At 36.7% G+C, this 24,347-nt stretch carries 21 protein-coding genes and 1 pseudogene; 20 read left to right on the top strand and 2 right to left on the bottom strand.

Translation table 11 applies throughout. The features are described from left to right. Nucleotides 1-29: 29 nt before the first annotated feature. From AS141_RS16785 to AS141_RS16755, 7 genes and pseudogenes are all read left to right on the top strand, one after another. Nucleotides 30-767 (top strand): SOS response-associated peptidase, encoded by a 738-nt coding sequence (locus tag AS141_RS16785; protein WP_057938851.1) that lies wholly within the window; start codon nt 30-32, stop codon nt 765-767. Next, entirely contained in the window at nt 764-1,183 is a 420-nt protein-coding gene (locus AS141_RS16780) for a hypothetical protein (RefSeq protein ID WP_057938850.1), read from the top strand. The genes AS141_RS16785 and AS141_RS16780 overlap by 4 nt, the downstream gene beginning before the upstream one ends. A gap of 669 nt (nt 1,184-1,852) precedes the next feature. Next, complete coding sequence (locus AS141_RS16775) at nt 1,853-2,248, top strand: JAB domain-containing protein (RefSeq protein WP_057938849.1); 396 nt, start codon at nt 1,853-1,855, stop codon at nt 2,246-2,248. Between the two features lie 255 nt (nt 2,249-2,503). Continuing rightward, a pseudogene (locus AS141_RS26070) lies at nt 2,504-2,668 on the top strand (JAB domain-containing protein); the annotation flags it as partial. A 589-nt stretch (nt 2,669-3,257) separates the two neighbouring features. Beyond that, the gene (locus AS141_RS16770) at nt 3,258-3,938 is read left to right on the top strand and encodes a hypothetical protein (RefSeq protein WP_057938848.1); all 681 of its coding nucleotides are present in this window, start codon (nt 3,258-3,260) and stop codon (nt 3,936-3,938) included. A gap of 653 nt (nt 3,939-4,591) precedes the next feature. Next, on the top strand, nt 4,592-4,930 hold the full coding sequence (locus AS141_RS16760) for a nuclear transport factor 2 family protein (protein WP_057938846.1): 339 nt from the start codon (nt 4,592-4,594) through the stop codon (nt 4,928-4,930). Nucleotides 4,931-5,064: 134 nt separating this feature from the next. Beyond that, entirely contained in the window at nt 5,065-5,301 is a 237-nt protein-coding gene (locus AS141_RS16755; RefSeq protein WP_157243515.1) for a hypothetical protein, read from the top strand. 444 nt (nt 5,302-5,745) lie between these two features. Here AS141_RS16755 and AS141_RS16750 read toward each other — a convergent pair whose 3' ends face one another. Further along, nucleotides 5,746-6,267 carry a VOC family protein gene (locus AS141_RS16750; protein ID WP_057938987.1) on the bottom strand — a complete coding sequence of 174 codons (522 nt, stop codon included), beginning with the start codon at nt 6,265-6,267 and terminating at the stop codon, nt 5,746-5,748. A 491-nt stretch (nt 6,268-6,758) separates the two neighbouring features. Here AS141_RS16750 and AS141_RS26650 point away from each other — a divergent pair, with 491 nt between their 5' ends. The 11 genes from AS141_RS26650 to AS141_RS16700 all read left to right on the top strand — a co-directional run bounded on the left by AS141_RS26650 (nt 6,759) and on the right by AS141_RS16700 (nt 22,426). Then, on the top strand, nt 6,759-6,929 hold the full coding sequence (locus tag AS141_RS26650; RefSeq protein ID WP_157243514.1) for a hypothetical protein: 171 nt from the start codon (nt 6,759-6,761) through the stop codon (nt 6,927-6,929). A gap of 418 nt (nt 6,930-7,347) precedes the next feature. Beyond that, entirely contained in the window at nt 7,348-9,168 is a 1,821-nt protein-coding gene (locus tag AS141_RS16745; protein ID WP_057938844.1) for a restriction endonuclease subunit M, read from the top strand. A 3-nt stretch (nt 9,169-9,171) separates the two neighbouring features. Further along, the gene (locus AS141_RS16740; protein WP_057938843.1) at nt 9,172-10,542 is read left to right on the top strand and encodes a restriction endonuclease subunit S; all 1,371 of its coding nucleotides are present in this window, start codon (nt 9,172-9,174) and stop codon (nt 10,540-10,542) included. Between the two features lie 1,413 nt (nt 10,543-11,955). After that, nucleotides 11,956-12,219, top strand: coding sequence for a hypothetical protein (locus tag AS141_RS16735; protein ID WP_057938842.1), 264 nt, complete (start codon nt 11,956-11,958; stop codon nt 12,217-12,219). 156 nt (nt 12,220-12,375) lie between these two features. After that, nucleotides 12,376-13,827 (top strand): HEPN domain-containing protein, encoded by a 1,452-nt coding sequence (locus AS141_RS16730; RefSeq protein WP_057938841.1) that lies wholly within the window; start codon nt 12,376-12,378, stop codon nt 13,825-13,827. 306 nt (nt 13,828-14,133) lie between these two features. Next, the gene (locus AS141_RS16725; RefSeq protein ID WP_057938840.1) at nt 14,134-15,396 is read left to right on the top strand and encodes an ImmA/IrrE family metallo-endopeptidase; all 1,263 of its coding nucleotides are present in this window, start codon (nt 14,134-14,136) and stop codon (nt 15,394-15,396) included. Between the two features lie 731 nt (nt 15,397-16,127). After that, nucleotides 16,128-16,718 carry an anti-phage protein KwaA gene (kwaA, locus tag AS141_RS16720; protein ID WP_057938839.1) on the top strand — a complete coding sequence of 197 codons (591 nt, stop codon included), beginning with the start codon at nt 16,128-16,130 and terminating at the stop codon, nt 16,716-16,718. Then, complete coding sequence (gene kwaB, locus AS141_RS16715; RefSeq protein ID WP_057938838.1) at nt 16,699-17,661, top strand: anti-phage protein KwaB; 963 nt, start codon at nt 16,699-16,701, stop codon at nt 17,659-17,661. Before kwaA ends, kwaB begins: the two co-directional genes overlap by 20 nt. 126 nt (nt 17,662-17,787) lie before the next feature. Further along, the gene (locus AS141_RS16710) at nt 17,788-19,806 is read left to right on the top strand and encodes an ATP-dependent nuclease (protein ID WP_198293567.1); all 2,019 of its coding nucleotides are present in this window, start codon (nt 17,788-17,790) and stop codon (nt 19,804-19,806) included. Between the two features lie 10 nt (nt 19,807-19,816). After that, complete coding sequence (locus AS141_RS16705; RefSeq protein WP_057938836.1) at nt 19,817-21,673, top strand: UvrD-helicase domain-containing protein; 1,857 nt, start codon at nt 19,817-19,819, stop codon at nt 21,671-21,673. A 21-nt stretch (nt 21,674-21,694) separates the two neighbouring features. Further along, on the top strand, nt 21,695-22,426 hold the full coding sequence (locus tag AS141_RS16700; protein ID WP_057938835.1) for a Cthe_2314 family HEPN domain-containing protein: 732 nt from the start codon (nt 21,695-21,697) through the stop codon (nt 22,424-22,426). Between the two features lie 111 nt (nt 22,427-22,537). On the opposite strand, the gene AS141_RS16695 is transcribed toward AS141_RS16700, so the two are convergent. Further along, nucleotides 22,538-22,837 (bottom strand): hypothetical protein, encoded by a 300-nt coding sequence (locus AS141_RS16695; protein ID WP_057938834.1) that lies wholly within the window; start codon nt 22,835-22,837, stop codon nt 22,538-22,540. Between the two features lie 409 nt (nt 22,838-23,246). On the opposite strand from AS141_RS16695, the gene AS141_RS26645 reads away from it, so the two are divergent. Both AS141_RS26645 and AS141_RS16685 read left to right on the top strand, forming a co-directional pair. Further along, entirely contained in the window at nt 23,247-23,459 is a 213-nt protein-coding gene (locus AS141_RS26645) for a hypothetical protein (protein WP_157243513.1), read from the top strand. A gap of 422 nt (nt 23,460-23,881) precedes the next feature. Beyond that, on the top strand, nt 23,882-24,347 hold a 466-nt coding region (locus tag AS141_RS16685; protein ID WP_157243512.1), incomplete at its 3' end, for a hypothetical protein.

The following is a 24,347-nucleotide window of genomic DNA, read 5'->3' as shown; positions in this document are numbered from 1 at the left end:
ATTAAAGTGAATTTATAAGCTGTTTTCTTATGTGCTATAATGTCAATCAAGAAGGAGAGCAATTGGAACTGGATTTCAGTTCTGAATTTAAGGTAAAACCTCACAAAAGAGTTGCCAAAGAAAAAGTTGGATACCATCTGAATGGCTTTGCACATCCCCAATTATTGGTGCTGGCAAATGACCTGGCAGAGCTTCAGGAAATGGAGTGGGGGTTAGTTCCCTTTTGGGTGAAGTCTCCCGATCAGGCAGCTGACATTGCCAACAAAACACTGAATGCCAAATCCGAAACTATTTTTGAACTTCCTTCTTTCAGGGCTGCTATTTTAAAGAGACGCTGCATAATTCCTGTTTCAGGGTTCTATGAATGGAGGCACTACAACAAAAAGACCTACCCCTATTATATCTATCCTAAAAGTGAAGGATATTTCAGAATGGGTGGGATCTGGGAAGAATGGCTGGATAAAGAGAGTGGAGAAATCAAGAGAACCTGTTCCATTATTACTACTGCTGCCAACCCGCTGATGGAGCAGATCCATAATACCAAAAAACGGATGCCCTTGATTTTGGATCATGATGCTGCTGTTAAATGGCTTTCCAATGATATTAAAAAAGAGGAAATCCGTGAACTCATGGCTCCATTTGATTATGAATCCATGGATACACATACGATCAGCAGGTTGATCACTTCCCGGTCTGAAGACTCAAACGTGCCGGAGGTGCTTATTCAAGAGGCATATGAGGAGCTTCCTAAAATGGAAGTGGCATGAACATATTTCCGGTAACCTTGGAAATACTTTTGGCCAACTATTCTCTGTATGGAGGGAAAAGAGCAAGTCATGAAGTAATGGTTGAACTGGATAAATTGGCTTCCATGATTGATGACCCGGTCACCAGTGAATTAATTGAGTGGAATGATTTTGAACTGATATCAAAGTCTATTACCCCAACAGGTGCAGAACTTTGCATGACTCATCTGGATTCCAGGATAGAGGAGTCCGCAGGGGTCTATTGGCTGGAAGATGGTTATTACTTGATAAGCTTTAGGAAGAGCGCAGACTATGGTAGGGTTACAGTCTCAGTACTCTCTTACTACAAAGCACCGGAATCCATCGGTGATTTATCCAGATTTTCAGAAGCGTTTAATGATGGTTTCGGGATAATTTATGCTGATGTTTTTGCATGACTTTTTGAATAATCCCTCCGGCTATTCATTGAAGTAAATGTTGTGGAAGGTGATTGTATTGACAGTGTACTTTGCATTGTACAAGACGCTTTCTGAAGCGGTGTAGAAGGCATAGTATGCGGGTTAATTGAGGTGGGAATTTCGTTTGCACACCATTGGCTCTATCCTATGAATCAAAATCCAATAGTTACCACGAATCTTTGTGTGGCAGCAACACTATTTCCAAAAATATAGACTTGCTGGCTCTGTTCTTCTGCATTCTTATTTTAATTCAATTCGAGGTTTGGGCTCTTGATATTCTAAAATGAAGATTTCTGGGACCAGCTTTTGGGACCAGCTTTATGGTAGCAATTCCCTTGGAGTATATTATTTTCAGTCAATAATAGATTGGGAGTTCCAGGAAGATTGAACGCTGATAATACAACCTGCTAACTCTTAAATGTGGCTTAAGCAATTGGTCATTGGTGGAAATGACTAATATGGACTAGAGGTCTTTTTTTTGTTCATGAATTCCTCACAAAGTTAGTCCTCTGGGCTCTGGGCGACCGTAAGCTTCCGGCATAAAGCCGCTTGCTGCGCTGCGCTTTTTATTCCTTTTCCTTCCGGTCTTTGTCGCCCAAGGCCTGGGGATGCTTCATAATTCATTGTTCCACAAAAACTAAAAAGATTATGGAGACTTCCGAAAGAAAATTTGATTTATATGAAGTAGCTGAGATCACCCTGAGCTACAGAGCAAAAGTGAAAGCTTCGCTGCTTCCAAGGGTAGAGAGTTCAAGACAGGTGTATGAAGTTTTCGCTCAAGTCTGGGATCAGGACAGGATTGGGTTTGTTGAGGATTTCAAGGTGATGTTGCTTTCCAGAGCCAACAAGGTGCTAGGAATCGTAACCATCAGTTCAGGCGGGACAGCAGGAACTGTGGTGGATGTAAAGCTTGTTTATGCAGCCGCTATTAAAGCAAATGCCAGTTCTGTGATTCTGGCCCATTATGCAAAGTATTTATTTATGCAAAGAAATATTTATAAGACACTGATTAAAAATGAGTTGTGTTCAAATTACTTTACATAAAAATACACCGTATTAGAATTTAAACTGTGGATATCGCATTTTTATAGTATTGCAATTTCCATAAAAATAGCCTTAAAGAGCATTTAGCAGAGATTCTAGAATTCTGCTTTGGTTAATATACAAATGACGCCACAATCAGGAGCAATTTATTATGTAAACAAAAATCAAATTAAATGACTCATTATCAATTGATTAAATTAATTACTTTACATAACTATTTTCTTTGCATAATGGGAATTATGTAAAGCTTTACATAATGCCCACTGCCATCCGAGTGGAAATCTGATGCCTTCTGAGCAGGATAAGCGGTTGACCAAACGGATTAAGGAAGCCGGAAAGATCCTTGATATTCCAGTTCTGGATCATCTGATTCTTACTGAAGAAGGGTATTATTCCTTTGCGGATAATTGGGAGCTTTAGGGCTCCCATTGTTAGCTGGCTAAGCATAAAAATTCAGAGTTTTATCTTTATCATTACCTGCTAAACCTGAATGGCTTTGTTACCGAGACGTTACTTTGCAGAGCTGATATTGGATAATGGAAAGGCTCTGAGCAGATTTGTAACCAGGATCTTTAACCTGAACGAAAATTAAAACCAAACTAGTGGCTGTTTGAAGGGAAGGAGGGTGGTCAATATTCTGCATTGGTATACAGGTGGTTTACAGACAGGCTATCGCAAAAATCAATTCCAATCCGTGGGCTACAGTCCATACATTACTGCATAGTTTTGCTCCACATTTGCTCGAAAAAAGCACAAACCTTCGCTGAGTGCAAATATTTTTAGACCATATGGGCAATATGACAAATGAAATTTATACCCATATGCTGTCGATTTCCAACAAAAATATCAAAAGCCCACTTGACGGGATCGACGAAATTTTTAATTTGGCAACAGCAGGTCCCCGAAGACTTGTGGACAATTGCAATATGGACGCAATAAGGTAACGGGAATGGTGAAAACCCAAGTGTTGCGTGTCATGCTTATGGACAGAGTGAACAACTAAATTAAAATGAATAGAATACTATTATTATTCGCAATTCTGACTGCGATTTCAATTAATTCCTTCGGACAACAATGGACTGAATGCAAGGTTGACTCCACCTTGACAATAACTATTCCCGACAATTTTGAAATCACTGATACACTGGGGCAAAGAGTAATAACTTCTCAGGTCGACAACGGACTGATTTTGGTCTCTGCTTTAGAAAACAAAGGGAAGACGGCTGTCAACGTTCAAAATGAAAATGAACTGATCGATTTCTATACAGGATTCCAAAAGGGAGCAATTAATTCCCAAAAGGGAGAATTAATTAAAGAGGAGATAATAGAGATAAACGGTCTGAAGTTCTTAAGGTTTTCGCTAAAACCTACAATGGAAGATGAAAAGCAAATTCGACATTGTTTAGCAGTGTTTGCCGCCAACAAAACATATTCAATCTATTTTTGGGAACTAGAATCAATGACTGATGAGATGACCCCAATAAGAGAGAGGTTATTCAGTTCGGTTAAATTGCCATCATCACTGACAGCTAAGGACCAAATGAGCTATTCACCTGAGGGTTCACGTTCGTATGATATTGGTTATCTAGTTGGCGAAATTTTTGGGTATGTTATAATATTCGGACTAATCATAATTCTAGTCGTTTGGATTTCAAAGAGCGTAAGGAAAAAAAGTGCGAAAGTACAATGAATAGAAGGCCGTGAGCTATAAGCCCAGGGTTTGCCTAAGCAAAGGCGCATAGATCCCGTATCACTGTACGTATGGTGCCTTGTGCCTGACTGTCGAAAATGTTGTTTTTTCCATCGTTCGTTAAACCTTTTCAAATCAAGTTCAAAAAGCTTTTTTTAGGGTTGGGCATAGACGTTCCATGCCTTATGCTTGCCATGCATTCTTTGTTACTGCAGGCACAGTAGTGTGTAAAATCAGCACAATACAATCTTTTTGGTTTGACTAACAACTATATTTTCCGATATTAAGGATACGTTATACATTTTTCTTTAGAATATGGATATACCCATACTTACTTTTCAGGAAATTATCAGACCCAACGATAATGATTGGGACCGGGCTTATTCTGTGCTGATTTATCACCTGGCAAAATGGAATATTGTCAAGGAAGTAACCGCAAGCGGTCAGGTGATTTATCACAATCATATCAGGGTACAGAGTCACAATTTAATTCATGAGAGGATATTTCCCTCCAAACACATTGTTACCAAAATAGTTATGCGCCCTAGACGGAAACATATAAATCCTAACGGTAATGACGGGGGGGCAAGATGATAATTTTAAAAAATTGAGTGGAAAGGAGATAAGTAATATAATCTATAACTGGTACTGATATGAAGAAATTATTCACGATTTTAAGTCTAGCAACCTTACTGTTTTCGTGCTCGTCCGGGCCTGAGGAGTCAGTTAAGAATTTTACTGAAAATCTGGCTAAAGGGAAAGTGGAGGAAGCAAAAAAGTATGCAACTGAAGCCACAGGCAACGTGATAGATATGGCAAGTGCTATGGGCAGTATCCCTGTTGATCCCGATTTTAAATTTGAAGTGTTAAATGATTCTATTGTGGGAAATAGAGCTTGGATTACTATTTCGACCCCAAACGGAAAAGGTGAGGTATTTCAGACAGTAAAAATAGATGGGGACTGGCTTGTGCATATGGAGGTTAAATTTTAAGCTGTTTTTGACGAGATTATTCTTCGTTTTTGTTACAACGCTTAATTCAAAAGGAAAGAATACTTGAAATTAACTAGTCATTTAACAACTAAATAACTTAAATCATGGCCTCATTTTGGTATAATATAATAAAAATGCGAAGAAGGGAAATGGAAGACTATCTAAATGATAGATTTGCCAGATTGTCTTTATTCTCCCCTTATGAAATTGAGCAAATACAGTTAGAATCTAATGTGCCTAAAGAAGAGTTGTTGGAAGTCCTGGAGATTTTATATGATCCAAAAATAGATTATTACAATAAGGTAAGTGAACTTAAGAGTCATCCCTATGGTATGGATGTATTAGTAGTGATAACTACAATGGGCCGTTAATTAATTCTGTTGTCCCACCAGAAAATACTGCAATTCCTTCACGTTTCCTCCCATTTCCCCAAAAAATACCCTGTACAGGGTATGTGCTGGTATCATTTTATTCCTTTTCTTGCAGATGCCTTTTAATTATTGAGAACAACCAACCTACTTCTTAACCTTTATTCCATCTGGAGCAGAGGCTAGCGTCTCCTCTTTAAGGAGGAGGATGGGAGGAGGTAGGTAGACTACACCAACTTTTATCACACCCATCCGGGCTTAAATCCGGAAACCGTTTATTTCTGAATCAAATACTGAAATGATAGCAGAGACGTGCTCCCTCTCTCTTCAGGTGAGAGTTGGGATGAGGTAGGAAAGCCAATTGTAAATTGGTAATAATATTAGAGTGGAATTACAAATTCCACCCAGTTCCGCCTAACAATTTGACTGAACCCAGAAGGGGGTGGTCTATTCCAAAGGCCCTATCAGTTCAACAAAGATTCCGTCAGGATCCTGTACCAGCACAAAATGTAAGTTTTCATTTAATGGTGTTGGGGTACTCCCCAATAATTTCACACCTTTTTCTTTTAAGCGTTTGATCACCGGATTCAGTGCTTTGACATTGATGGTGATGTACTGAACGCCCGTTCCATCCTGGATATAATCTGGTTTTGGCTTGGTTTGCTTATTGCCAAAGCTCATCAGCTTCCATTCATTGGCATTTGGACTATTCTCTAATTTCAGGACGCTTACCTCAACAGCAACACCGTTCGAAAGACCCGAACGTTTGGAAAACTCTTCATTGATTTTGAAGTTATAGGCATTGACCATACCGATTCCATCAACATAGAAGTCCAGGGAACGGTTCAGATCGGATACCACCACACCCGAGCCAATTAAACTAGTGCTGAAGTGAGACTGAGAGTAGCCATTTAGGCTGATCGTCAATGCAGCTACAATAACAAAAATTTTTAATAAAAAATGATTCATAAATAGTATTTTTATTGGGTTGAGAGATTGTAATTCCCCTAAATTAAAAAAAAAATACTGACCTGAATTGGATAATGTCAATCCGTTAATCAAAAGTATGAAGTACCCTGTACATGAGGAACGAGCGTTAAAAAATGATCCATTTGGACTGTTTTAGCGAAGAGCTAAGTTGCGGGCTGGCTTCCTATCATTTTATTCCGTTTCTTGCGTAAGCCTTTTAGTTTTGAAACCGAAGACCCCGAGAAGTGAAGCGATTCAGGAACAACCAACCTACTTCTTATTTCTGAATGACCTCTGGAGCAGGATCAATCGCCTACTCTTTAAGGAAGAGGACGGGAGGAGGTAGAGTAGCCAATGCAAATTGGTAAGGATATGAGGGTGAAGTTACAAACTTCACCCAGCGTCCAATTGAACTTCAGAGGTACTGAGAAGAAACTACGCCCAGGTGGGGATGCTTCATAATTCATTGTTCCACAAAAACTAAAAAGATTATGAAGACCTCCGAAAGAAAAATTGATTTGTATGAAGTAGCTGAGATCACCCTGAGCTACAGAGCAAAAGCTTCGCTGCTTCCGAGGGTAGCCAGTTCAAGGCAGTGTATGAGGTATTTGCACAAGTCTGGGATCAGGACAGGATTGGGTTTGTCGAGGATTTCAAGGTGATGTTGCTTTCCAGAACCAACAGGACACTACGGCAAAATTTTGCTATTGCATTAAAAAGGAACGGGGCTTCGTTGTGTGCAGACATTTTTAGACCATAAGAGAAATATGACAAATGAAATCTATACACATGTGCTGTCGATGACCAATAAAAATATCGAAAGACCACTTGACGGGATCGACGAAATTCTTAATTTGACAACTGCAGAACCCTGAAGACCTGTGGACAATGGCAATATAGACGCAATACGGTAGCGGGAGTGCTGTAACCACACGTGTTGGGGGGCATACAAAAAAGGCGACCGCACAAACTGGCACATTTACTTGCTCCAACAAGGCAGACGCTTCGCAAGCAAAAGAGCCTATTTATTTGCCAACGCCACGAAATGACAATAAATTTGACTGAACAAGTATCTAAAGAATGAAAGCAGAAGAAACAGTAGTTGACTACATAACTGAAAAGGTGATAAAAGACGGTTATCTAACCGATTACATATCTGGACAAGTAATTAAAGCAACACCCGAAGAAGTTGAGGCAACTCAAGTATTTGCTCAGAGACTTGTGGAGGAATATGAATACGAAAAAAGCCAAATACAAACAAGGCCTCAATATTGTGTTCGGAAAACCCCATCTGATGAAGTAAAGGAATATCCAATTGACATTGGAATTTTTAATGGTAAGGGAAGGGCTGAAAGTGATCTTATCGGAGTAATAGAATGCAAAAAAGAATCTAGGAAAGACGGAATTGAACAACTGAAGCTGTACATGGACATGTGTAGCAGCGTGAAATGGGGGGTATGGTTTAATGGCAAAGAGCAGATAAACCTAGAGAAGATTAAAGTTGATGGAGATTTTATTTATTCTGAAATTCCAAATATCCCAAAGAAAGGGCAAAGGATAGAAGACATTGGTAAGTATAAACGAAAAGATTTAAAGCCTGCCAAAAACTTAAAGGTTCATTTCAAGGTCATCAACAATTACTTGTATGGCAATATGGCCAAACAAGATACTTCAACAAGAAACAGAGCTAAACAAATAATTAATCTCCTGTTTTGCAAAATATACGATGAACAATATACTGGACTGAATGAGGAAGTCACTTTTAGAGCAGGGGTTCGAGAAGATAAAAAAGAAATTAAGAAGAGAATCGTAGGATTATTTGATGAAGTAAAAAGAAGGTATAGTGATGTTTTTGAGAAAGACGATTCCATAGACCTGAACCCAGATTCAATATCATTTTTTGTCGGTCAAATACAAGACCTGTGTATTACAGAATCAGAACGTGATGTTATTGGTGATGCTTTTGAAGTTTTTGTTTCTCAAGCTCTTAAGGGGGATGAGGGGCAATTTTTCACTCCAAGGAATGTCATTCGTATGATTGTGGAAATTGTTGATCCAGGAGAAAGCACAATGGTAATTGATCCCAGTTGTGGAACAGGAGGATTCCTAATTGAGTCGTTGAGACATGTATGGGGTAAAATCGACATTCGTGCTAAAGAACTTGGGTGGTCTGAGAAGAGAATTGACGAAGAGAAGCAATACGTTGCAACGAGTAATTTTAGAGGAATTGATAAAGATTCTTTTGTTGCCAAGGTCACCAAAGCTTATATGGCAATAATTGGTGATGGACGAGGTGGAGTATTTTGCGAAAACAGTTTAGAACCAACATCATCTTGGAGTGGTAAATGTCAGGACAAGATTGATTTAGGAAAATTTGACTTAGTGTTAACAAACCCACCCTTTGGTTCAAAAATCCCAATAAAAGAAGAACGGATTCTCAAACAATATGGATTTGGTCATAAATGGAAGTTCGATAAGAAAACTAAAGTTTGGGAAAATCAACAAACTCTGAACAATAAAGGAAATACTAAAGGTGTTGCCCCTCAAATACTTTTCATTGAGAGGTGCATTCAACTTTTAAAAGTTGGAGGAAAACTTGGTATCGTACTTCCTGATGGTATTTATGGAAATGATAAGCTTGGTTATATCCGACAATATATCAAAGAGAACATGAAGGTGCTTGCGATTATTGATGTTCCAAAAGAGACCTTCCAACCAAATACATCAACTAAAACCACCGTTTTAATTGCTGAGAAAATTCAAGAAGGTCAAGAAATTCCTGTCGACCATAATGTTTTTATGGCCATTTGTGAAACATGTGGACACAATCGCAGAGGTGATTATATCGAAGAAGATGATATTTCCTTAGTAAGTGAAGCATACAAGAAAAGCTTATTATAAGTTATGCTGAAAACTCTATTGATACCGAACAATCAATTGGATGATCATCTTTATCCAAACCTTTATCGATTTAAAAAGAAAATCAAAGAATTTTCCAGTCGCAACGATATTCAGTCTTTTAGTCTGGGTGATAAAGGTGTAATAGAAGTTTTAACCGATGGTGAACATGCAGGTCAAGTCTTCGTGGAAACTGGCGCTACATTTATAAAGAACTCATGCGTCAAGAGATTTGTAGTTAGTGAATACGATGGTTTCTACATTACGCATGAGAAAAACCGCATTCTTCAAAGGTCACAACTTGAATTACATGACGTTCTATTTACAACCATTGGAAAATATCTTGGCGTAGCAGCTGTTGTCAATGAATATTTAGTTGGTGGAAATATTAATCAAAATGTTGTCCGTTTAAGAATAAACAAAGAATTAGCTAGCCCTCAATATTTGGCGGCTTTCCTCAATTCAAATGTAGCTCGGTACCAGATTGACAGTTTATTTACTGGTAACACCCACCCCATTCTTACATATCCAAAATTAAAATCTCTCAAGGTATTTATTAAGTCTCGTGAAATTCACGATTTAATTACTGAGAATCTATTGCGTGCCGAGAAGTTAGCTAAGGATGGATTGAAAAAAATAGATGCAGCAAAACTAAAGTTCCGGAAATCACTAGAAATTGACTTTGGGAAAATCGGAAATAATTTAATGTATCAAGTTCCAAATAACTCATTTCAAACTAACGATATAATAACTCCTGAGTTCTACAGACCCCTATACGTCAACACACAAATTGAAATTAAAAAGAAGCACAACTGTAAAACACTTGGAGAATTAGCAAAATTCAAGTCTGGAAATGAGGTAGGTTCAAATAATTATAAGTTGTTTCTTGATAGGTCGGAATCCGATGTACCTTTCATAAGGACAACGGATATTATTAACTATGAAATAGATAGGTATCCAGATTTCTTTATAGATAAAGAGATTTTTGAAGACATTAATCAAGAAGTTGAAGAAAATGATATACTGTTTTCAAAAGATGGAAAAATAGGACTAACTGCTATGATTACTGCTTCTGATAAGTGTATACTTGGAAGTGGCATTTTGAGAATTATTCCAATGAAAAATAAAATCGACCCGTATTATTTATTTACTGCATTAAGTGTAGATGAAGTTGGTCTTTACCAAGCAAGACAAAGAACAATTATAGCGTCCACTTTACCTCATTTAAGAATTGATCGTATATCTGATTTTCAGATTCCTATTCTAGATAACTCGGAAGAAATTTCAAGTTTAGCAAAAGAAGGCTTTGAGTTAAAAGAAGAAAGTAAGGCACTAGTTGACAGTACCAGATTAATACTTGAGAATAGCTTTGATTGAGACCAAACCATTCAACCACACTCATTGCCAAACCACGAAAGCCGGCCGCAAACCAAAGCTTGTCAAAGAGTGTGTCTGAGCCAATACGGCCGAAAAGAAAAGCACGCCCCCCAACATTGTATTCCATGAATAATCAAAAGTTCATTTTCTAGCTTTTTTTCTTTATTTAGGCTGTTTTTAACTTGATTGCCTACTTTTTGGACTGATGGGAAGAAGTCAGGAATGGACAAGGCGCTGCCTTGCGGGTGGATTTTCCACTCGCCTAGTTCTTTACTTCTGAATTATCAGTCCATACCTTGGGATCATCAAATACAAGCCATGCTTCCATCAGAGATTCATGTTTTTTATGGTCTCAGTTTCCGGTTAGTTTAAGTGCTCCAGCCCCATTCTATAACAGAGGATTTTACTTGCTTAGGGTTGGTATTTCAGTGAATTTGTAGCCTTCAAAATTGATATCTCGCATTGCTAGGAAGTTTGTGTTAGTTTGAATATACGGGTTTCCTTTTAGAAAAAGCCTGTCAAAATATCTCTGGCAGGGCTTTATGATTGGCAGAGCTAAAATGTAATAAATAGTTATTCAAGTCTCGTATACGGCGGTTCATAGAATCTCTGGCTTTGATTTTGAGTAATAATCCACCATACTTTGGTATCCTTTTCTTCTCAGTCTAAAAGGAGTAATTGTTGTTCCCAGTATAGGACTTTGATCCGCCATGGCGTACCAACCTCCTTTCTCTCCTCCCTCCTTTGCTTAAAATTTTCAAAAGACATTTTTTTAAGCTCTGCAGCTCAATTCATATCCATGGTTTTGGTCTCTGATCAGGAACAGGATTATTTGACTCACTTTCTATTTTTATCTGAAAAATGTCACAGAAGGATACAGATAATTCCGCGGACAGACCTAAAAACACCACAATTCTTTCGCATTTTCTCCCATTTTCTTAAAAAAATACCCTGTATAGGGTATGTGCTGGTATCATTTTATTCCTTTTATTGCAGATGTCTTTTAAATACTGAAAACTATCAGTTACCACAGCCCATCGCCCTCTCCTAAAGGAGAAGGATGGGATGAGGTAGAGCAGCCAACTTTTATAGCACCCATCCGGGCTTAAATCCGGAACCCATCAAACACCTTGTGATTCTGATATCTTGAGGTTAGTGCTTAACAAGCGCCTTCTCCTAAAGGAAGAAGATGGGAGGAGGTAGAGAAGCCAATTTCAAATCGGTAAGAATAGTAGGGTTGAAATACAAATTCAACCCAGTGCCACGAGCGATGTTACTACTCCAAGGGGGTATTTAGTGTAAAAGAATTAGGAGAAGGATTTAAAAAAAACATACAACTTTAGCCCAAAAAATATTACAACTTTTCGGCTAATTTTATTTTACCAACTCCTTTAACCTATTAATAAATAAGGTATGAGTGCAATAGGAATTTTAGAGAGGCTTAAAAAGAACGCGCAGTTCTATCATTCAACTATAGAACTTGAGAGCGGTTCAATTGGATGGGCAATAGAAGATGAAATTGATGATGTTTTGGTGGACTATTATAACAGAGAGAGCATTGACCTGCTTCCTAAATTCCTTTCCAGAGACATAGATGGTAAAATTTCCGTCAATTGCGACAGTAAAACAGATGTTACTAAAGAATGGAATGACTGGAAAATAAAAAGAGGTGTCTGATTAAATATTTAACCATCTCCCTCAACTCCTTATTGTCCTGAATGAACCAAGGGGGATACTATAAACATGAAGAGTATGCAGCAGCGGATGAGGATTTCAGGCACGTTGCTATTTGTTTTTCCAATCTGATTACTTGCCACATTTAAACGAATTGATTTGAAAAGTACAAACCTTATCTTTTTCCCATTTTTAAAAACATCAAAATCCTTCAGATTGAGAGGTTTAGAGTTTCATAGTACTGGTGATTTGTCCTCATTTGAAGGGGAACAAAAACAGTTGATTAAGAATGTAAGTAAACTTTTTTACATGAGAGACAATTATCAGATTGATAAAATGACTTTTTGTTTAATATGCACGGATGACTCAAATGATGGAGTTGTGATTTTAAAGGAAACAATTTCTGAAGTTCAACAAATTTTAGGATATGTATATTCTTCACCTCATCCCACCTTTTTGGACTCTTTTATAAAATATGAATCAGCTACGTTTTATCATGTGATACCTAAAATGGTCTCCTATTTTTTGGTTACACAGGATTTTAATGTGTCCAACAAAGGCAGATCACTAAAAAAAATATTAAGAAATGAGCGCGGTGAGGTTGATGGGTATTCAATAGATATAAATGAAAACATTTCTATGTCAGCCATAGATGGATGTAGAGTATATCCTACTCCACCTCATATAATATTGAATATAAGCCAGGATATTGCTTTTGATCTTAATCAATTCGTAGAAGTGTATCCCATTTTTAAGTTTCTTTTTCAAAAGAGAAAGCTAGACAATTCAAGGGTAGAAAATAAAATATTTAATGCTCTAAAATGGTATAATAGGAGCAACTCGATGTTAAATGATTCAAATGAAACAATTTTGAAATTGGCTGTCGCATTTGAAACTCTTTTAGATCTTCCAAATGAGCCAAAACTAAAAGATAGATTTAAAGATGCTGTAAAAGTACTTGTAGGGCCGGTAAATAATTTAGAGTCATGGATTACACAGTTTTATGAAGCAAGATCTGAAATAGTGCATTCCGGAACCACATCAAAGTATCGAATGAATTTTGAAAAAGGTAATATTTATCATTCTTTAAGTGCATACGGAAACGTTATATTCAGAGTTTGTCTATTTGCAATAATAGCAGGGGCAGAAATGGCAAATAGATCCAATCTGTCAACTTTGTTTAAGACAAACCGTCAAAGATTTGCGGAAATCTGTAAATTACTAAGCAAGAAAGATCAATCTTATAAAGAAATATTTACTCAGGTAAATAGGGAGATATTTAATCTGGACAATTACAAATTCGTTTACGAAGAAAATCTTGACTTTAGAATTATGATTGGGGCGGTGAAAAGTTATTCCAAAATACTATTGGAAATTGATGTGATAAAAACCAATGAAATAGAGATTTTATTAACTGATTTCCAAAATATCAATGGTTCAGGCAAAGACTTCGAAAATTTGGATAAACTTAAAGAGATTAATGAATATATTAAACACCATATCATTGAGTTGGAAAATGGCGAGGGTTATTGGCAAGCTTTTAAATCACTGGTTGATACCGTTTGGCATTATACATTTAGAAACTATTTTTATCTTAAGAACAAAAAATAAGGAACTTAAAGTATATAACATTATGTGAAGGGTACCGAGACTGACAGGATCCGGGAACTACGCCAACTTTTAGTACCCATCCGGGCTTAAATCCGGAACCCATCATAAACCTTTTGATGCTGATATCTTGAAGATAGTACTAAAAAGGCGCCCTCTCACGAGTATTGAATACCCGAAAGAAATATATACGCCAAAAGTAAAGGCATTTGTGTGGCTTAGACGTCCAATATCAGTAGATAAACGCCATAATATGGCTTAAATAAATAAGGTTATAAGCCATTTTAATGACACTACATTTTGACAAAATTGAATACAGTAGAAATTGGAGATAAATTCGAGTCAAAATCCCTTGACATCATAAAAAAAATGATTGAGGAGGAGCAACTTGGTCATCTAACTGAGCATATCAAAATATTTCGAAAAAAAGAGTACTATTCCTCTCTACGCAAAAAGAACATAAAATTTGATTTAACGATTGAGGTATGGCCTCCTGGCGCTAACAGATATGTCTTACTTTACATTATAGAATGCAAAGATTATGACAAAAGAGTTCCAGTAAGTAAAATAGAAGATTTTCATAGTAAAATATTACAAGTCGCGGGAGTAAATGTTAAAGGGGTTTTTATTTCAAATTCCCCTCTTCAAGAAGGAGGTTTCAATATAGCTGAATCAACTGGTATGATGGTTATTGAAGCAGAGTCTAGTGAAGACTACAAAATTATTTTACATAGGAAATCTCGACAGACAGAATCGAATACACTACCCTTCATAACAGACACACATGACAAAAGTATAATAGACACGGGCGTAGAGCATATTGAACGACTAATAGATAAAAAAATATTAAGCTCATTTCAAATAATTTCTAGTGACAATCGAATAAGTTTTGGAATTGACAAACTATCGAAAGAAGCTATAGAAAAGCTATCCAAAAATGAATTAGAAAAAATAGACTCCAAAATTTTTACTCATGCGTATACTCTATCGACAAAAAAGCTTACGGAATATTTAAAAAGCGAGTATAAAGTAAGTATATGTGATGTTAATGAAGCCTCAATTCTTGGCTCATGTGACTTTAATAATAATTCAATCGGGTTAAATACTTCAATCCGAAACACGAATCGCGAGCTATTTATTCTGGCTCATGAATTTGGTCATTATACCTTACACCAAAGGCTTTCGATAGGACAAACACTTTACAACACATTTAATGATTCTGAATTAAATTTCAAAACTGGAAAACATGATTTGAATAATCCTAAACAATGGATTGAGTGGCAGGCAAATTATTTTGCGACATCTTTAGTTCTACCTAAAGCACAATTTCTTGCACATCTTTGGAAATGTCAGGACAAATTAAACAAAAGCCGGGGCATAATATTTCTAGATGACCAATATCAGAACATTAAAGACTTTAATGAAATAACAAAGCGGATGGCATATCTATTCAATGTGTCAAAGACCTCAATAATTTATAGACTAAAAGAAATGGAGTTAATTAATAATCAATCACGTTTGAAATCCATTGGAAAAATCATCGAAGACTATAAAAAGGAACTATTTATATAAAACGGCTTATAATCGAATAGACGGCCTCAGCAACCGTTAATTTGACTAGGTGCGCCTGCACTATGGCACAGGTCTCACACCACCATATTCCAGGATATATGCAGCAACATGGAATTTCTCAGGTTTCTCAGCATACTCTGGAAGCCTTTTTGTCACAGCTTAAAGAGAGCAATCCCACCACCGTCTGTCCCCAACCCCAACAATTCTGGGTTATCCCACGTAAAATGTGAATAACTTTCTGGCTTTCACCCAAAATATACCCTGTATAGGGTATATAAATTTCCGATTTTTCCTTTTTCTTGCAGTAATCTTTTAGTAGAGAACTACTACACCAACTTTTATCACCCATCCGGGCGTAAATCCGGAGAACCCTTCATTCTAGTGGAAGCACCAGCTTGAATAATATCATCATATGCCCGCCTTCTCCTAAATGCCTAGCCCGCAGGATTGCAGGAAGAAGGAGGGGATGAGGTAGAACATCCAATTGCAAATTGCTAAATATAGAAGGGTGAAGTTAAACTCACCCAGTCTCGACTACCGATGTGACCATATCCAGACAGGTGATTAGAATAAATGATAAGCCAAATATAGAGGAATAAAAGTTGGTGAAAATTAGAAAAAGTACTGTCTAATACTATTTACAAAGGTAGTGTTTAGGCAGTAATAATTCATAAATATCAAAAAATAATCGTAATTCAGGTCATAACTTGTTACCGACTGTTTGAAAACTAATGAAATTAAAGATCCAGTTATACATATTGTCCCTCTGGTTATTATTTGCACTTTTATTTGTGAATAAAATTCAAATTCCAATTTGCTTTGATAACTGCCAGTTTATCGGTCTAAATGAATTATTACTTCAAAATGTAATCCCGATAATTTGCATAATTTTTATTGTGGCTGGATTTTGGTTTTATTATCGATTTAAGTATATTATTAAAGGAGCAAAATCTCTTCCTGAAAAAATTGAAGAAATTGAAAATATAAATTGGGAACATTTAACTTTTTTAGTTACATATGTGATTCCTTTATTGAGTTTCGATTTAGACTTTAATCTATCGGAAGATAGAAATGGATTAATGTTTTTTCTTGTATTAATTGTTATAGGTATGATTTATGTAAAAACTAATATGTTTTACAATAATCCTACTTTAGCAATACTTGGATATCATATTTATAAGACTAAAACGTTTAATAAAGGAAATATTGTTATTATTTCAAGAGATGTTATTCAGGAGCAAGATTGGGTTGAGCATAAACTTATAAGTGATAATATTTATTTTGCAATTAAATCAAAAAAGAATGGAATTAAACGAGCTTAAAGAATTGTTGAACATTGTCAATAGTGATGATCAACCTGTTGGTGTAAGGGTTCATTTAGTTAAGAAAAATGATGATGATACTCAAAGTTTATTATTGGCAGATGTTTCCGATGAATTGGCTAATGATTTAAAGGAGATATTTAAGGAAACTATAAATAGAAAGTTTTTTAACAATGAAGAATTAAGCTTTTCAAATATATCAACTGCTCTTGAAACTAGTAATTGCGCATTTTATTATGATATCGAAGAGTTTCCAACAAAATTAAGTATTCTTCAAGACTTCGATACTTGGGCTGACTATGATGAATTTTCTTTTAATAATGACGATTTGGAATCCATTAAAGCAATTCTAATAACAATTGGAAATGAGGATAATTATTTTACAATTTTTAAACATGTTTATCCTATTACAATTGTTCGACAAGATAAGATGTTAGGATTAGTGCCAATTGGTAATCGATTTGAAAAACTTAACTCCAATATCTTGCAGATTAATAATTCTATTGACTTTATTTATGCAGAAGACAAACTTGTGGTCAATAACATTAATACCTTGTCAGCGGCATATGGGTTTAAGGAAATAATTAAAAATCAAGCAAGAGAAAAAATCCAATTAATTGGAGGGCTTGATTTGATTGAAAACCTTAATGAATTAATTTTATTTGTTGAGAATGTTAAATATGCGAAACGGGTTCTAAGGATTAATCCTGAATCACCTGTTTTACAATTAGCTAAGGCACGAATTATCGATTTCATTGGAAATCACACTAAATTGAGTCTGAAGATTAGATTTAATGAAGCGGCTGACAGAATAGTTTTAGATACAGATGTATCTAAAGTGATAATAATTGGAATATTAAATGATGATTATCTAAAGTCCAACTTAACTGATTTAGACTATGAAAGTGACAGAAAGGCTGAATTTGATTTAGTAGCTGAATAAGGAATTTTGGACAACATGTGTACATAGAATACAATTAATGTTTTTAATTTTTCATTTGTGCGTCTTTAAATTATAATTTCAGTTTTTAAGTGTATTAATTATCATATACAAAAGCAAATTTTCTCATTGTTAAAAATAGTAGCAATATTTATGAGGATATCTAATATAAAAATAAAGGGCTTTAGATCATTTGGCCCAAATGAAGTTGAAATAGCTTTTAAGGAGAAACTGGCTGCCTTTATTGGTTTGAATAGTGCAGGAAAAACCGCAGCACTTGAAGCGCTAAGAAAGCTTTTCGGATCTTCCTTATCAGAACGAGAAATTACCAGACAAGACTTTCATATTGGAAAAGATGAAAACTTCGAAGAGATATCAGAAAGAGAACTTTCTATAGAAGTGAGGATGGACTTTTCAGAGGAAGAGCAAGAAGCTGTTCCACATTTCTTTTCCAATATGGTTGTAGATGACTTGTTCGGTGATCTTTACATTCGAATTAGACTGGATGCAACTTGGAAGAAATCGGAAATTGTTCCACAAGGGGAGATAGAAGTTAGAACCCACTTTATTAGTAAACCTGAAGGTGCGCAAGAACAGGAGGATAGTAAAAAGCCTTTTCCGAATCATCTCAGAAGTCTAATTCAGATTCTTTATGTCCCTGCAATTAGGAAACCTGCGGAACAATTGAAGTATGCCTCAGGCAGTATCATGCACAGGGTTCTTCGAAAAATTAAGTCGAGTGATCAATTCAAGCACGAATTTGATGAAAAAATTGAGGAGATTAATGGTTCCTTTAAGGGATTACCAGAATTTAATACGGTACAGGCATCAATTACTGAATTTTGGCAAAAATTCCATAAAGACGAGCGTTACAGAGATGCAACGCTTGGTTTTGGTGGTAGTGATTTTGATTCCATCCTCAAAAAGTTGGAAATATTCTTTAACCCGACAGGTACTCATAAATCTTTCGGGATTGATGAACTAGGGGAAGGATACCGCTCAATGTTTTATCTAACCTTAGTTTGCTCTCTTTTGGATGTAGAAGAAAAACTCGCAGAAACAGAAGAAACAGAAACCATAGGTACGAGTAGACCACTTCTCACAATTCTGGCAATAGAAGAACCTGAAAATCATATTGCCCCCCAATTGCTTGGAAGGGTTATTAAAATTCTAAAAACTATTTCTGAAAAAGAAAATTCTCAAGTTTTCCTTTCATCTCACACTTCAGCAATAGTCAAAAGATTGGAACCCGAGACCATTTTTCATTTCAGAATAACTGAAAAATATGAGACAGAAGTTAATGCAATACTTCTTCCAGAAAAAACGAACGAAGCTTATAAATATATCAAAGAAGCGGTTCATAATTATCCAGAAATCTACTTTGCTAGATTGGTTGTTATTGGAGAAGGAGATAGTGAAGAGGTTATTTTCAATAGATTGATGAGTGTTATGAATGTCGATTTTGATGACAATATTATGACGTTTGCTCCTCTAGGTCATCGTTTTGTTAATCATATTTGGAAATTGTTAAATGTGCTGCACATACCCTACATTACACTACTTGATTTGGATATAGAAAGAGAAGGCGGTGGTTGGGGACGCGTGCAGTATGCGCTAAAACAACTTGTCAATATTGGAATAGATAAAAATGAGCTATTAAAATTAGTAGATGATAATGTACTTTCAGATGAAGATCTAGATGGAATGCATAGTTGGAGCTTGGCAGGAGAAAATTCTATTGACGAACTAAATGGATGGGTTGATTATTTGAAAGACCATAACATTTTTTATTCCAGTCCCTTAGACCTAGATTTCTTGATGTTAACGCATTATCCTGAGCATTATAAAAAAGCTGTTCCTAAGGGAGGAGGCCCAAGAATTCCGGACAAAGTTAAAGAGTTGGGTGAATTTAAAGAAAAAGTAAAAACTGCTGTTTGTGCTACGCTAAAATCAGAAAAAGCTACCGGTGAAACATATTCAGAAGAAGAAAGAGAGCTTATGATTTGGTACAATTATCATTTCTTAGGTAGGGGGAAACCTGCTACGCACATTCAGGTTTTGTCCTCCATGAGCGATAAGGAAATAGAAGATGATTTGCCTCCAGTTTTTTCAGAAATCTTTCGTCGAATCTCGTCAATTGTGAATTAAGTCTAGAAGAATGAAGAGAATTAAACCAGAAATGTGGGAACCAGCAGACGATATGACTCTTGAATCGAATGCCCTTGATATAGCAAAAACGTCAGAAAATACCTTGGTAGTTGCAGGTCCTGGAGCAGGGAAGACAGAATTGCTAGCGCAAAAGGCTTCTTTCCTTCTCCAGACCAATACCTGTCCTTACCCATACAAGATTTTAGCAATAAGCTTCAAGCGAGATGCTGCATTTAATTTGAAGGAAAGGGTTCAGAAACGGTGCGGAGATGAACTATCCAAAAGATTTGAATCACTAACTTTTGATTCCTTCGCTAAGCAGATATTGGACAGATTTAAAGAAGGGTTGCCAAATGGGTATAAGGTCAGTGCTGATTATGATATTGTAATTCAGGATCAGACTGTTCTAGATTTTTACAAGTCCGAGGACATTGATTATTTCAACATGACAAGTCGAGATGCAATTTGGTCTTTGCACGATGCTAAATTTCCGCATAGCAGTAATACGCCAGGAGAACGTGTCAGAAATCAGGTATGGGAAAAGATGTTGGCAATGCCTCCATCAAAATTGACATTCAAGATGATTATGAGGTTGGCGGAGTATATCATTAATGCCAATCCCAAAATCAAACAATATCTACAAAAAACTTATCAACATGTTTTTTTGGATGAGTTTCAAGATACAACTGGAATTCAATATGACCTTTTTAAAAGCTGCTTTTTACATAGCAATAGTTATTTTACCGCTGTAGGAGATGACAAGCAGAGAATAATGCTATGGGCGGGAGCACAAGATTCGGTCTTTGATGATTTTATTGCTGACACTATGGCTACTCGTGTACCGCTTACAATGAACTTTCGCTGTGCGCCAAGATTAGTTAGTCTATTAAATCATCTCACAGAACATTTGCTCGGTAAAACCGACATTGCAACACCTTCGCCTAAATGGCATCCCGATCAAGGAGAATGCTCAGTTTGGATATTTGAAAATCCTGACGCTGAAATGCGAATCTTGTTTCAAGAGGTGAATCATTGGGTCACAACGGATGGCTTAAATCCAAGAGATATATGCATCCTAGTAAAGCAGCAGTTACCATTATATGCAGGGAATATAATTGAATATTTTAATCAAAATGGATTAAAAGCCCGTGATGAAAATAGATTTCAGGATATACTCACCCAAGAAGTTTGTCTTTATATAATTAATACGTTATACGCTATTTTCGAGCCAAAAGATAATTCCGCTAGACAAATTGTATTTGGTTTCCTTAGTAACATTCACTCAGAATTCGAAGACGATCAGTTATTGAAATTGGAAGTTTCTTTATCCGGATTTATTAGAAAGCTTAAGAATCGCAAAGCAACATCAACATTAAATGATGATCTGATAAGGGAAATGATTGTTGAGATAGTTGATTTCGCTGGTAGAGATCGGATAAGAGCTTTTTTTCCAACTTATAGAAACTTATCAATTTTAGATTCATATATAAAGGAGGTTGAAGATGAGTTAATCAGAAATTACCAAAGTTCAAATAGCTTGATTACTGCCTTAGATATGCTGTTAGGAAAGGACACCATTCCGGTAATGACAATTCATAAAAGCAAAGGTCTTGAATACCATACAATAATATTTGTTGGATTGGAAGATGGTGCGTTTTGGTCGTTTCAGAGGCAACCTGATGAAGATAAATGTGCATTCTTTGTAGCTCTTTCTAGAGCAAAAGAAAGAGTAGTGTTTACATTCAGTCAACAACGTGAATTAAGATTTGGTATGCGTCCCCAAGCCATGACTAATATCGAGGTTATATTTGATGAATTGGAAAAATCAGGAATTGTTGGAATACATGAGAGAGCTCTTAATGAATAAGCGAAGGCTATGATACTAAGAATGGAAAACTATAAATACCCAACAAATGAAGAGTGGTTGAAGGTTTCTAGGACTTTTCCTGAAATGGGGGGATTTGGATTTTCCTTTATTAAGGACATTACTCTTTTGTTAGGAGGAGAAAAATCTATTAAAGAAGTTCATCAGATTCAAAATCTTTATCACTGGGACCTAGTTCTAAACACTAAAATATGGAATTTACGACAGTCATATGTAAATACTCTAGTGAATTTCAACAGAGGAATAGCTCAAACAGATCAGGAATTTAAGAGTGAAGAAAAGGTGATTCATTTGAATCAATTTGAGTTTTATTTTGAAACTACGATGTATTATTTGATCTCAGCCCGTGATGTTATTTTGCAAATTATCAATTTGGCATTCATTGAAAAGTTCAGTTCTGAATTTGATGTTCGGTGGGGTACAAGTGTGATTTCGAAGATTGAAGATTTAAAAATTAAGGATATATTGATCACTGCCTCAAATAATTTAAAGGAGATTAATGATTTGAGAAATTCAATGGCACATAGATTTCCAAAAACCACTAACGATTTTCGAAGCTCAATATCCGAGGATGGTAAGAGATACGGTTCTTTTAAACGTAAGGCGATTGACTATGATAAAAGAGTTGATAAACTTAAGACAGGCATTGAAAATCTTTACTCGTTTTACACTGAATTAAAACTTGAACTCGGGAAAAAATTTCCGTTAGAGAAACCATATAGTTCGGCAATGTGATATTTCAAATCACCCCTTTCCCCTCCTCAGTAATCACAGACCTCTTCTCTGGGCTATCTCAACTTTCAGATTCAGCCATATCTAAATGGGAAATATAGAGTGACATAATTACTAAACTTTGAATTTTTCTTTAATCTCTTGCTGAATGACCTCAAGAATCTTCCGATAGTCAGTTCCAATTACTATAGCCAGCTTGATAATGTCCTCTAGAGAAAACCGCTCAGGATTCCTTAGTTTATCAGTGTATGTATTAAATCCCATTTGAAGGGCTTTAGATAAGTTAGTCGGTTGATGTTCTTGAAGTCTAGACAAACTAACTATCGAGCCTTGGTTAAAAAGTGCTCCAATCCCTTCAAACTCTTCAATGAGTTTGAACTCGTTTACTGAATTTTTTGATCCCCTTGATTTCATTAGGAGCGAAACTGGGGTTATCACTTTATTTTCAGAAGAAATATTTTCAAAATAGGAATTTAAATTTGCAAAATGATAATATAGTTATATATTTGGCTTCATATAAATTAGTTGAAAATCGATATAAGTAAACACTAATTAAAATGCAGAACTTCTTTTGAAGGACTGCTCAATGAGTCTCGCCACTAAATCTGGTAAATTTTCCGCGCGAGAGTTCAAAGAGTGGTCCCGTTTCCTATTTTGCAAAGAAATAGGGCGGGCACTCCTTTTTGAAATGCGCGGACTGTCATTGACAGGTGGCTTACCAGAGCCTAGTGGCATTAGAATTTGGAGTTTGCTCGCCCTTCCAATTTTTGGAATTGCCAGCTTTCCAATTCTCAAAGACTCGTTTTACCATTTTTCATTTCTAATGAAAACGAGCATGATTGATTTACTTCCTTTTCTGTTGCAGACAGTATCCTGTAGGATCCATAGGGTGGGAGGGTATGCTCAGTTGGTAAGCGGGTCAGTTAGTTCTCCCCAGCTCAGTATTGGAGAGAATACCTATTACATCCTTCCAGAGGTACACGGCATCGCCGCGGTAGATCGCCTGTATCCTTTGAAACCTAAGAATCCTATATAAAGGCTTCACTTTTAAGACCGATTAAGGGGAGGTGCACATCCCTGAGCAGATCGGTTACCACACACTCACGTCAGCAAGCTCACAGTAGCCGGTAGAGCTGACACATTTCTTAGTATTTATTTATTGCTGGTTGGCCAAGTAGGCTAAGGTGGAAAAACTATGTCTTGTGGGAAGTAGCAAGTAGCAGGTATCAAGTAGCAAGAGGGGAGAGTCAAGAGCCAAGAGGTTAGAGTCAAGAGTCAAGAAGCTAGAGATTTCTCTCTCCGCAGGCTCCGTTCGAAATGACTCGGAATTCCACAAGGAGCACTGACTCACTTCGGTCTTCCGTCTGCGGTCTGCGGTCTCTTTTCACCGGACATCGGTCACCCGACACCGGACACCTGTCTCGCCGTGGCGGATCCAGCAATACAAACATCAAAAGCATGAAAAAAAACATACTTCTATGCTTAGTGGGATATCTATGCCTATGCGTACCCACAAGCACACTCACAGCACAGGTTGCTGATTCACCCGGGGCGGATTTTCTTCATAGGTCGCGCCCCAGTGTCTCCTATGGTTTGGGAGACACCCATCGGGGCGGGGAGACCCGCTCCGATAATTTGCCGGAAGTTCTTGATTTGGTTGATCACTCCGGTCAAGGGCAGGAGAGCGAGGGCTCTTCTGCTTCTAGGGATATTCAAGAGAATCCCATGTTGTTTTATCTACAGGTAAAGTCTGACATCCCACTCAATAACCTTCGCATCACCTTTTTGGAAGGTGTGATAGATACCGGTACAGCTATGCCCCGATTATATGAAGCTATTGAGCAATTCCAGCCGGGCAGTATGTGGGATGGAGGATTTGGTGCGGAATGGGCCAGGCTACGCATTCCTTCAAAGCAGGCAGGGC

Origin of the sequence: Algoriphagus resistens (genome assembly GCF_001442615.1) — a bacterium.
GTDB classification, from domain to species: domain Bacteria; phylum Bacteroidota; class Bacteroidia; order Cytophagales; family Cyclobacteriaceae; genus Algoriphagus; species Algoriphagus resistens.
This window is presented reverse-complemented; position numbering and strand designations above follow the sequence as displayed.

What these genes read in the sequence shown, in the direction of transcription:
- AS141_RS16755 (WP_157243515.1), top strand. Translation starts at nt 5,065, where the DNA reads ATGCGAAGAAGGGAAATGGAAGACTATCTAAATGATAGATTTGCCAGA.
- AS141_RS16695 (WP_057938834.1), bottom strand. Translation starts at nt 22,837, where the DNA reads ATGAAATCAAGGGGATCAAAAAATTCAGTAAACGAGTTCAAACTCATT.
- AS141_RS16780 (WP_057938850.1), top strand. Translation starts at nt 764, where the DNA reads ATGAACATATTTCCGGTAACCTTGGAAATACTTTTGGCCAACTATTCT.
- AS141_RS26650 (WP_157243514.1), top strand. Translation starts at nt 6,759, where the DNA reads ATGAAGACCTCCGAAAGAAAAATTGATTTGTATGAAGTAGCTGAGATC.
- AS141_RS16700 (WP_057938835.1), top strand. Translation starts at nt 21,695, where the DNA reads ATGGAAAACTATAAATACCCAACAAATGAAGAGTGGTTGAAGGTTTCT.
- AS141_RS16750 (WP_057938987.1), bottom strand. Translation starts at nt 6,267, where the DNA reads ATGAATCATTTTTTATTAAAAATTTTTGTTATTGTAGCTGCATTGACG.
- AS141_RS16760 (WP_057938846.1), top strand. Translation starts at nt 4,592, where the DNA reads ATGAAGAAATTATTCACGATTTTAAGTCTAGCAACCTTACTGTTTTCG.
- AS141_RS26645 (WP_157243513.1), top strand. Translation starts at nt 23,247, where the DNA reads ATGAAAACGAGCATGATTGATTTACTTCCTTTTCTGTTGCAGACAGTA.
- AS141_RS16735 (WP_057938842.1), top strand. Translation starts at nt 11,956, where the DNA reads ATGAGTGCAATAGGAATTTTAGAGAGGCTTAAAAAGAACGCGCAGTTC.
- kwaB (WP_057938838.1), top strand. Translation starts at nt 16,699, where the DNA reads ATGGAATTAAACGAGCTTAAAGAATTGTTGAACATTGTCAATAGTGAT.
- AS141_RS16785 (WP_057938851.1), top strand. Translation starts at nt 30, where the DNA reads ATGTGCTATAATGTCAATCAAGAAGGAGAGCAATTGGAACTGGATTTC.
- AS141_RS16775 (WP_057938849.1), top strand. Translation starts at nt 1,853, where the DNA reads ATGGAGACTTCCGAAAGAAAATTTGATTTATATGAAGTAGCTGAGATC.
- AS141_RS16740 (WP_057938843.1), top strand. Translation starts at nt 9,172, where the DNA reads ATGCTGAAAACTCTATTGATACCGAACAATCAATTGGATGATCATCTT.
- AS141_RS16705 (WP_057938836.1), top strand. Translation starts at nt 19,817, where the DNA reads ATGAAGAGAATTAAACCAGAAATGTGGGAACCAGCAGACGATATGACT.
- AS141_RS16745 (WP_057938844.1), top strand. Translation starts at nt 7,348, where the DNA reads ATGAAAGCAGAAGAAACAGTAGTTGACTACATAACTGAAAAGGTGATA.
- AS141_RS16770 (WP_057938848.1), top strand. Translation starts at nt 3,258, where the DNA reads ATGAATAGAATACTATTATTATTCGCAATTCTGACTGCGATTTCAATT.
- kwaA (WP_057938839.1), top strand. Translation starts at nt 16,128, where the DNA reads ATGAAATTAAAGATCCAGTTATACATATTGTCCCTCTGGTTATTATTT.